This window comes from bacterium (genome assembly GCA_040757115.1).
In the GTDB taxonomy this organism is placed as follows: Bacteria; UBA9089; CG2-30-40-21; order CG2-30-40-21; family SBAY01; genus JBFLXS01.
In genome coordinates this window covers 1-9,741 of record JBFLYA010000138.1, presented here as the reverse complement: position 1 = coordinate 9,741, position 9,741 = coordinate 1, and the positions used below count along the sequence as shown (strand labels likewise).

9 protein-coding genes are annotated in these 9,741 nt (G+C 35.8%); 4 read left to right on the top strand and 5 right to left on the bottom strand.

The window, feature by feature from the left end; all coding sequences use genetic code 11:
- Nucleotides 1-267 precede the first annotated feature (267 nt).
- The 4 genes from AB1422_12350 to AB1422_12335 all read right to left on the bottom strand — a co-directional run bounded on the left by AB1422_12350 (nucleotide 268) and on the right by AB1422_12335 (nucleotide 3,884).
- Nucleotides 268-666 carry a CdaR family protein gene (locus AB1422_12350; protein ID MEW6620103.1) on the bottom strand — a complete coding sequence of 133 codons (399 nt, stop codon included), beginning with the start codon at nucleotides 664-666 and terminating at the stop codon, nucleotides 268-270.
- 237 nt (nucleotides 667-903) lie between these two features.
- Nucleotides 904-1,674 (bottom strand): diadenylate cyclase CdaA, encoded by a 771-nt coding sequence (gene cdaA / locus AB1422_12345; protein MEW6620102.1) that lies wholly within the window; start codon nucleotides 1,672-1,674, stop codon nucleotides 904-906.
- Between the two features lie 276 nt (nucleotides 1,675-1,950).
- The gene (gene rho / locus AB1422_12340) at nucleotides 1,951-3,213 is read right to left on the bottom strand and encodes a transcription termination factor Rho (protein ID MEW6620101.1); all 1,263 of its coding nucleotides are present in this window, start codon (nucleotides 3,211-3,213) and stop codon (nucleotides 1,951-1,953) included.
- A complete protein-coding gene (locus tag AB1422_12335) occupies nucleotides 3,213-3,884 on the bottom strand; it encodes a hypothetical protein (GenBank protein ID MEW6620100.1) in 672 nt (223 codons plus the stop codon). Before AB1422_12335 ends, rho begins: the two co-directional genes overlap by 1 nt.
- Before the next feature lie 287 nt (nucleotides 3,885-4,171).
- Here AB1422_12335 and AB1422_12330 point away from each other — a divergent pair, with 287 nt between their 5' ends.
- Complete coding sequence (locus tag AB1422_12330) at nucleotides 4,172-6,145, top strand: methyltransferase domain-containing protein (GenBank protein MEW6620099.1); 1,974 nt, start codon at nucleotides 4,172-4,174, stop codon at nucleotides 6,143-6,145.
- A gap of 84 nt (nucleotides 6,146-6,229) precedes the next feature.
- Here the strand turns inward: AB1422_12330 and AB1422_12325 are convergent, their stop codons facing one another.
- Nucleotides 6,230-6,415, bottom strand: a complete 186-nt coding sequence (locus AB1422_12325) for a hypothetical protein (GenBank protein ID MEW6620098.1) — start codon at nucleotides 6,413-6,415, stop codon at nucleotides 6,230-6,232.
- 139 nt (nucleotides 6,416-6,554) lie between these two features.
- Here AB1422_12325 and AB1422_12320 point away from each other — a divergent pair, with 139 nt between their 5' ends.
- The 3 genes from AB1422_12320 to AB1422_12310 all read left to right on the top strand — a co-directional run.
- Nucleotides 6,555-7,682, top strand: a complete 1,128-nt coding sequence (locus AB1422_12320; GenBank protein ID MEW6620097.1) for a glycosyltransferase family 1 protein — start codon at nucleotides 6,555-6,557, stop codon at nucleotides 7,680-7,682.
- A gap of 2 nt (nucleotides 7,683-7,684) precedes the next feature.
- A complete protein-coding gene (locus tag AB1422_12315) occupies nucleotides 7,685-8,830 on the top strand; it encodes a glycosyltransferase family 1 protein (protein MEW6620096.1) in 1,146 nt (381 codons plus the stop codon).
- Between the two features lie 16 nt (nucleotides 8,831-8,846).
- Nucleotides 8,847-9,741: glycosyltransferase (locus AB1422_12310; protein MEW6620095.1), on the top strand; the 895-nt coding region annotated here is incomplete at its 3' end.

The following is a 9,741-nucleotide window of genomic DNA, read 5'->3' as shown; positions in this document are numbered from 1 at the left end:
ATCTCTTTCCTTTCAGCGTTAAAATACTTGAAGCAAAGATATTACCAAATTCCTCCAACTCTTTGAGAAACACTATCCTTTGGCAACTTATCGATGAATTCTATAAGTCGCAGAGTAAAGTTATACAGTCTTTTTTTTGAAGTCCTTTTTGAAATTTGATTTGTAATTTTGCATTTTGATATTTATATTTGATATTTATTTGTTGTCTGCCCCAAATCCTATTTTGCAGAACCCTACCACTACCTACTGCTCTATCACAGCAGAGCACTACTTCTTCTTTTCCCTTAAGGCAAGTATTACCTTTCGTGGTTCTATGGAAATAACCTTAATTCCAGTAGGGGTATAAACTTCATCCGGAATCAGGTTATATGAATATGTTCCTGGTTTATTACTCTTTGATAAATCAATTGGGAGATAAAAAGCAGATGCCTGACATTTCAAAATAACACTTCTATTCCCTTGCACAGTAATAAATACATTTTTTGTCGTTAGTGAGGATACTATTAAATTTTTTGGGATATTTTCCAGTGTAATGGCAATACTAAAATCTCTAATTATAGATACTCCACCACTTGTAGAAAACCATAATAGCACAGCTAATAAAAAACAAGATAATTTTAGCCAGAGGTTATTGATAATCCAACGGTAAATGTGTAAATGTGTCATTTAGATTCTCCTGAAAATAGGAAGTAGAAAGTAGAGAGTAGAAAGTAGAAAGTAGAAAGTAAAGAAAACATCACTCCTTACGCCTATCTCCTTTTGGTCAATGGTCATTGGTCAATGGTCATTGACTAATGACCATTGACTAATGACTCCAATCTCTGTCCCATTAATTTTCATCGTCATTTGTGCCCTACAGGGGCATGTCCGTTTCTCCTGCAGTAACTATTTACTTAAATGTATCTACCCTTCTTTTTGTCCTTCTTTTGCTTTGTACCAGGTAAGCATTTGAGTAAGGCTTTCTTCATCCAGGTTACCACGCATCTTGCCATCTAAGGCAATGGATATATTACCTGTTTCTTCAGACACGACCAGGATTAAGGCATCTGTTTCTTCGGAAAGCCCAAGTGCGGCGCGATGTCTTGTGCCAAGTGGAGTAACAACATCCGGATTTTGAGTTAATGGCAAAACACAGCTTGCCGCAATTATTTTATCACCTTGAATAATAACTGCACCATCATGAAGTGGACTATGAGGGGTAAATATTGTCTTAAGTAGTTCATAACTTACTTCTGCATCTATTTTTACCCCTGTTTCGATATAATTTTTCAGGCTTATATTTTGTTTTAAAACAATTAATGCTCCTAATTGTTCCTTTGATAATGACATTATTGCTTTTACAATTTCTGGAATCAATCGGCTTTCATTCTTAAAAAATTTTCTTAAAATATAGTTTTTATCAATTTCGCCAATTACCTGTCTTAATTCTGGCTGAAATAAGATAACAAACGATAACGGTAGGATAGTCCATAGGCTTGTCAGTATCCAATCGATGGTATATAATTGGAATAGATTGGCGGCAAAGGAAGCAACAATAAGGAAGACAAGGACTTTTACTCCTTGCACCGCCCTTGTTCCCTTTATCAAGATAAATAGCCAATAAAAGGCACAGGCGATTAATAACATCTCAATTATATCTAAGAATCTAATTGGTAGAAGAGGAAATTTAAACATTTATTCACACCCTATTGTAAGAAGATGGTGAACAGTAGCCTATTGTTCACTGTTTACTCGTAATGGGTCAGTGAAATGGGGGATTCTCCTGAAAGTAGGAAGTAGGAGAGTAGGAAAGGGGGAGACATTGCCCCCAGAAGAGGAATACCGTGCACATCCTTTATCCCTTTCCTACTTACCTACTACCTACTTGCCTACTGTTTTCATTGCTTTGTCCTCCACAGGTTAATGTTCGTTTCCCCCAAATAACTGACCCATTACGTTTACTCTTCATTGTTATCCCCTGTTTATAGCCATTAAGAACTCCTTATTATTTTGTGTGGAGTGCATTTTTTCAACGATTAATTCCATACTTTCTACTGGATTCAATGGGGTAATGGCTTTACGCAGTAGCCAGACCTTATTCAAGTCGTCTTCTTCTAAAAGTAACTCTTCTCGGCGGGTTCCTGATTTGGAAATATTGATAGAAGGGAATAATCTACGGTCAACTAAACTGCGGTCTAAAAGGACCTCCATATTCCCCGTTCCCTTAAATTCCTCAAAAATAACCTCATCCATTCTACTTCCTGTATCAATTAAAGCCGTAGCAAGAATGGTTAAACTTCCGCCTTCTTCGATATTTCGTGCCGCACCAAAGAATCGTTTTGGCCGATGTAGGGCATTTGAATCAACACCACCAGAAAGCACCTTTCCAGAGGCAGGAACTACCTGATTATGAGCCCTGGCTAATCGCGTGATACTATCCAGCAAGATGACAACATCATATTTATGTTCGACTAATCTTTTTGCCTTTTCAATCACCATTTCCGCGACTTGAACATGCCTACTCGCTGGCTCGTCAAATGTCGAACTTATCACCTCACCCTTAACTGACCTTTCCATATCTGTAACTTCCTCAGGTCGTTCGTCGATAAGCAAAACGATTAATTTAATTTCCGGATGGTTAGTCGTAATTGAATTAGCCAGTTTTTGTAATAATACTGTTTTCCCGGTGCGTGGCGGTGCGACAATTAATCCTCGTTGTCCTTTGCCAATAGGGGTAAGTAAATCCATAATGCGCATTGAGACCTCTTTTGATTCTCGCTCTAAATGAATTCTTTTATCCGGGTATAATGGGGTAAGATTATCAAACAATATCCTATCAGCCGCCCTGTCAGGGTCATCGAAATTGACTGCCTCTACCTTTAAAAGGGCAAAGAATTTCTCATTTTCTTTTGGTGGCCTTATTTGTCCAGAAACCGTATCCCCGGTTTTTAAACTAAATTTTCTTATCTGAGAAGGTGAAATATAAATATCATCTGGTGAAGGAAGATAATTATATTTTGGTGACCTCAAAAAACCATATCCATCAGGTAATATCTCTAATACTCCTTCTCCAAACAAAAGCCCTTTTTCTGCCGCTTGAGCCTGTAAAATGGCAAAAATAAGCTCCTGCTTTTTCATCCCACTAACCCCTTCTATCTTTAATTGATGGGTTAAGTCGCTTAGTTTTGAAATGCTCATTGCTTGTAAATCTGATAAGTTAAGTTGTCCTTCCACTATATTTTCCTCCTTAAAAAATATATGGCACCTACTATTGTTTCTTCTTTCTTAATAGGCACACTATCATATCTAAATTCTTCTCCTTCTATGAGTATCCGTTCATCGATAATAGAAGAATCACTAATATCCTTCACCACAGGAAAGATTTCATTCAAAGATTTTCCGATTACTTTTCTTCCCCGACCGGTGATTGTCAGATTGATACCGGCTAAATTCATATAAGTTATTTTTAATTTATTATCAACAATCACCACAGGATAAGGGAAATTAGCGAAAATTGTTTCAAAGTGCTGGGTAGCTAAGTCCGGGTATCCTTCCCAGGCACAGATTAAATCAAATCTATTCCACCAATCAACCACCCTACCTTTAACATCAATAACCGGGATAGTCGTAACTTTTTTAAAGTTTTGAAGTAACCCTTGTAAGATTTGATAATCTTTTTCTAATATCACCGGGACAAGATGGTCTGAAATGACTTTTGTCAGTGGTGTGGTCAAATTTGAAGTGACCGTAGATGATGCAATTAAACTCTCTTTTACCAGAATTCCAATAATACATTTATTTTTATCTACCACAGGTAAGTTTTTTATTGGATATTTATAAAAAAAACTCAAGATGTCAATTTTTGTTCCACGGTCTTTTTTTATGCCTTGTTCCCTGGTGGGCATATATTATTTCTCCCAAAATTTAGTGTCCATCCTTAAATAACAGGGTAATCTTTTTATTCCTCAGGATATTTAAAAAGAATTAGAGAAGCACTTTATGGAAAAATTGATTTTAATTGGGAAAGATTTTTGGGTTGGTCATACTTTCCATTAATTAAAATTATATCATAATATCTTTTTTTTGTCAAGTGGATAACCAAAAATTTTATTTTTTTATTAAAATTTTTGTTGCAAAATTATCCAAAAAATGATATTATTATCCTAAACTTTTTTTTGGGGGGGGGAATAAAATGAAAATAAAAGTATCTAATGTCAAACCATTTCGTAAAGAAAAGGTAACATTAGGATGTAAAAGGACATTTGGTCCTTTGCACAATTTGGAGGAGTATGTTCAGCCGGATTGGTGGCGACGGATATTCAACTCAATTTATTTAAAAACAGATGCGGATGTAGTTGAGGATGAAAACTTGACCGCGAAGGAGGTTGATTTATTTTCAAAAATCCTGAGACTGTCGCCAGAAGATAGAATTTTAGATTTATGTTGCGGACAGGGACGACACACCTTTGAATTAGCCAGCCGTGGTATAACCGATATTGATGCCTTAGACCGCTCCTATTACCTCATTCAAAAGGCAAAAACACAAGCAAAAAAAGAAGGCTTGAATATCAGATTTAAAGAAGGCGATGCCAGAAAAATCCCATTTTCACCCGATACATTCGATGTGGTGGTAATTCTGGGTAACAGCTTCGGCTATTTTGAAACAATTCAGGATGATTTGCAGGTGCTCAAGGAAATCTTTAGAGTCCTGAAACCCTGGGGACGAATCCTTATCGATGTGGCAGATGGAAAATATTTAAAAAAACAATTTCAACCAAGGTCATGGGAATGGATAGACAAAAAGCATTTTGTTTGTCGAGAGCGTTCGCTTTCAAAAGATAAACAGCGTCTAATCTCACGAGAGGTAGTAACTCATGTCGAAAAGGGTGTGATTACAGACCAATTTTATGCAGAAAGACTTTACACCCGAGAAAGTATGGAAGAACTTCTCAAATCCGCAGGATTTACGAATATTGCCTTTCATGGAGAAATAATAACGGATTCCCATCGAAATCAAGACCTCGGTATGATGGAACGACGCATCCTCGTCAGCTCTATAGTTAGAAAAGAATGGACACCCATTAAGAAAAAACCAAAAGAATCACTAAGAAATATAGCCGTAATTTTAGGTGACCCGTCAAAACCCGACCCATTAAAACCAATGTGCATCTTTGATGACGATGATTTCTATACAATTGACCAATTAAAAGATGCCTTAAGAGAACTTCATGGTTATCGGTTTATACCACTTAATAACCACGATACCTTGTATCAGGAGTTGGTAAAACTAAAACCTCAAATAGATTTTGTTTTTAATTTGTGTGATGAAGGATATGCTAACGACCCGAGAAAAGAACTTCATATCCCTTCTTTGATGGAAATGCTTGATATTCCATATACAGGCGCCGGCCCACAATGTCTTGCTTACTGCTATGATAAATCACTTGTGCGTGGAATTGCAAAAGAGATGGAGATTCCAGTTCCAGAGGCTTTCTTTATCAAACCAGAAGATACCACTTTTGAGATTCCTTTTGAATTCCCGGTAATTACAAAACCCAACTTTGGGGACTCCAGTTTTGGTATAACACAGCGGAGTGTGGCAAATAATATTGAGGAACTGGTAAACGCTATTTCAGAAATCCGTGAGAAATTTGGGTATGACAAACCTATTCTTGTTGAAGAATTCCTGACAGGAAAAGACTTGAGTGTAGGGATAATAGGAAATCCACCAGAATTTTATACAATCTTACCCATTATCGAGGAGGATTACTCAGCACTTCCACAAGGACTGCCTAAAATATGCGGCTATGAAGCAAAATGGCTTCCAGACTCGCCATATTGGGTTATCAAATCCATTCCTGCCCAGTTGCCAGAGGAGACAAAAAAATCCATTGTGGAATGTTGTTTAAAGTTATATGAGCGCCTGGAGTGCAGGGATTATTGCCGATTTGATTGGAGGGTTGATTCAGATGGTAATCCTAAATTGCTTGAGGTAAATCCTAACCCAGGTTGGTGCTGGGATGGACACCTGGCAAAAATGGCAAAGATTGAAGGAATATCTTACAGTGAGATGATTGGAACGATCATCCGAGCCACAGAACAACGATTGGGACTTCAAATGACTAATGGAAAAAAAGAAGAAACACTCATTCGTGCCGCCGCGTAATGGGTTAGTGAAATGGAGAACTAGAGATTAGAGATTTGGAGGATGAGCAGAACTGCAGGTTTGTAGGCAAAATTCGGTGGTGTCTTAATCTAGCATAAAGGTTGAAATAGTGTAAGAAAAGGAGATATGGGGATTATGGAGATAAGGAGATAAATTCATTCTAAAATTTTGCAAATTACAATGAATAATCTCCATATCTCCTTTTATCTCCTTATCCCCTTTTTTACACAAATCTGGATAGATTTCACTATTAGCGTTATTTTCAGACACCCCCCAAAATTCCCCCTTAACAAAGGGGGTTAGGGGGTTGTCTAATGTTTTATTACACATTACCCCCAAATGACTAACCCATTATGCCGCCGCTTAAAATTCCCTTGACATTATCTCCTACGAATGATAAAATAGAATTATGAAAATTGGAATAGATGCACGGAGTCTCATTAGAGAAGAACGAGCAGGATTAGAACAGTATCTGGCTAATTTAATATCTCATCTGGAAAAAATAGATAAGGAAAATCAATACTTTTTATTCTTCAATTTTATAAGACCGCAATATCAAAGATTTCTTCCTCAATTCACCTCCAATAATTTTCATAATGCTGTTTGCCCTATACCATCAAAAATTATGACCAGGCTATTTAAAGTTTCTTTACCCATAGAATTTTGTCTGGGCAGGCTGGATGTATTTCATGGTCCCAGACATCTGCTTCTTCCCTCAATTTGGGCTAAAACAGTATTAACAATCCATGATTTGATGTTTATAGACCACCCTGAATTTCTAAAATTAGAGTGGGTAAAGTCACTGGAAAAAGAAGTTCATAAGGGAATCAAAAGGGCAAATTTGATTATTTCAGACTCACTCTTTACAAAAAATCGGATATTGGAAAACTGGAAGAAGATGTCAGCAGAGAAAATTAAAGTTATATATTCTGGCGTGAATGAGTGCTTCTATCCTATCGAAGATAAGGTAATAATTGATAAGATTAAACATAAATACGGCATTAAAAACAGATATATTTTATTTGTGGGCAATGTTGAACCTAAAAAAAATCTTATCAGATTATTTGAGGCATTTTCTCAATTGAAGAATTCCATAGACGGTTATAATTTGGTAATAACAGGTGGAGGTTGGGCTTTTGACAAAGTATTTCAAAAGGTGAATGAATTGAATCTACAAAAAGATGTTATTTTTACAGGTTATATTTCGGATGAAGATTTACCGGCTTTGTACAGTGGTGCTGAAATCTTTGTTTTCCCTTCTTTATATGAAGGGTTTGGACTACCAGTAATTGAAGCAATGGCTTGTGGGACACCAGTTATTACCTCGAATATTGCTTCTTTACCTGAATTAGCCAGGGATGCAGGAATTTTAATTGACCCTTTTAAGGTAGAGGATATAGCTGGGGCTATGTATCAACTATTAAGTGATACTAACCTCAGGATAGAATTAGGAAAGAAAGGGCTACAAAGGGCTAAATTATTTTCATGGGAAAAAACAGCCAGCGAAACATTGGCAGTGTATAAGGAGTTAGCCTGAAAATGCGAATAGGAATTGATGTTAGAAAAATTGTCTTTCAACAGATGATAGGTGGTTTAGCCGTCTATTCTTACAATTTAGTTAAACATTTAGCTAAAATAGATAAAGAGAATGAGTATATTTTATTTCATAGCTTTGTTAGACCGAAAAATTATAAACTTATCAGGGATTTAGAGACCTCAAATTTTAAAAATAGGGTTTTTAGATGTCAAACTCAATTCTTAGAAAATTGGGTCTGGGGAAGATTTCATCTGCCAATAGAACTGCTCGTAGGGAAGGTAGATATTTTTCATCAAACTTTCTCTCCATCTCCACCTCAACTATTTGGTAAATCAATAGTTACCATTTACGATTCAGGAGTAGGCATGAGAGAATGTTTAAATTTTTTGGCTAAAAAATATGAACTGGAAAGGGCAATTACTTTAAAAAGAACAGATTTCATTATTACTATCTCTCATCATATTAAAAATTATATTAGGGAGGTGTTAAAAATCCCTCAAGAAAAAATAGGAGTAACTTATCTTGGTGTTGGTGAAGAATATTATCCTATTAATGATAAGAATATCTTAAATAATATACGGAAAAAGTATAATCTAAATAGAAAATACTTACTTTATGTAGGGAATTTAACTCCTCGAAAAAATGTAGGTAGATTGGTCGAGGCTTTTTATGAGTTAAAAAATAATGTATCTGAAGCATATAATTTAGTCATTGCAGGTTGCAAGTGGAGGTTAGAAACTGATGAAATATTAAAAAAAGTCCAGGAATTAAATCTAAAAGAAGATGTAATTTTTATTAACGAAATTCCTATGGAAGATATGCCCGGGCTATATTCCTCAGCAGAGGTATTTGTCTTTCCTACATTAGTAGAAGGATTTGGGTTACCTGTTGTAGAAGCAATGGCTTGCGGCACACCGATTATAGCTTCTGCTACAACAGCCACTGCTGAGGTAGTAGAAGATGCAGGGATTTTAGTTAATCCTTATAATGTAGAAGAAATAAGTCAAGCAATGGGACAGGTTTTAACTAATACCACTCTTGCGAATGAATTAAGAGAAAAAGGCATTCAAAGAGCCAAATTTTTTTCATGGGAAAAGACAGCTAATGAAACTTTAAAGATTTATAAGATGGTCAGTTTAGCAAATTAGTAGAGCGAATAAAACTATGGCAACGATAAGTATTATTATTCCAACCTATAACGCAGAGAATTTTCTACCGCAAGCTATTAATAGCGTTGTAGAACAAACATATCAGGATATTGAAATAATTGTAGTAGATGATGGCTCAACAGATAATACCAAACGGATAATTGAGCCATTTATGGATAAAATTTACTATATTTATAAAGATAATGGCGGTTCTGCTTCAGCGAGGAATGTGGGAATAAAATCAGCTAAAGGGGAATATATTGCCTTTTTGGATGCGGATGATATCTGGCTGCCACAAAAATTGGAATTACAAATAAACCTGTTTCGACAATGCCAGGAGATAGATTGGATTCATACTAATTTAATGCTTATTGACGAATCAGGAAATATAATCGGAGTTCGAAGGGTATCAGATACTTTATCTGGAAATATTTTTAAAACACTATTTATGGAGAATTGGGTACTTACTTCATCGGTTATGGTGAAGAAAGATTGCTTTAAGATGATTGGAATGTTTGATGAGGCACTATCACGGACAGAAGATTATGATTTTTGGCTTCGACTGGCACATCATTACAAATGTGGCTATCTTGAGCAACCATTAGTCAAATATCGGATTCATCCCACTCAAAAGATAAAGAAAATTGACCGGTTATTTTTTGATGAAAAAGCAATTATTGAGAAGACTATCCAGAATTTTCCTGAGATTGCAGGTAAATCAAAATTAAGATATGGAAAACTTTATTTTACATGGGGACGCAGGTATTTTGAAATAGGTGAGTTACAAAATGCAAAAAAGAAATTTAAAATAGCCCTAACTTATCAACCTCTAAATCCTAAATATATTATTTATTATTTATCCTGCCTGTTTAATTTACCACAGCTTATCTGGGGTATCAGGTGGATAAAAA

Coding starts and splice junctions, on each gene's coding strand:
- AB1422_12350 (MEW6620103.1), bottom strand. CDS start 666: ATGACACATTTACACATTTACCGTTGGATTATCAATAACCTCTGGCTA.
- cdaA (MEW6620102.1), bottom strand. CDS start 1,674: ATGTTTAAATTTCCTCTTCTACCAATTAGATTCTTAGATATAATTGAG.
- AB1422_12335 (MEW6620100.1), bottom strand. CDS start 3,884: ATGCCCACCAGGGAACAAGGCATAAAAAAAGACCGTGGAACAAAAATT.
- AB1422_12330 (MEW6620099.1), top strand. CDS start 4,172: ATGAAAATAAAAGTATCTAATGTCAAACCATTTCGTAAAGAAAAGGTA.
- AB1422_12320 (MEW6620097.1), top strand. CDS start 6,555: ATGAAAATTGGAATAGATGCACGGAGTCTCATTAGAGAAGAACGAGCA.
- AB1422_12315 (MEW6620096.1), top strand. CDS start 7,685: ATGCGAATAGGAATTGATGTTAGAAAAATTGTCTTTCAACAGATGATA.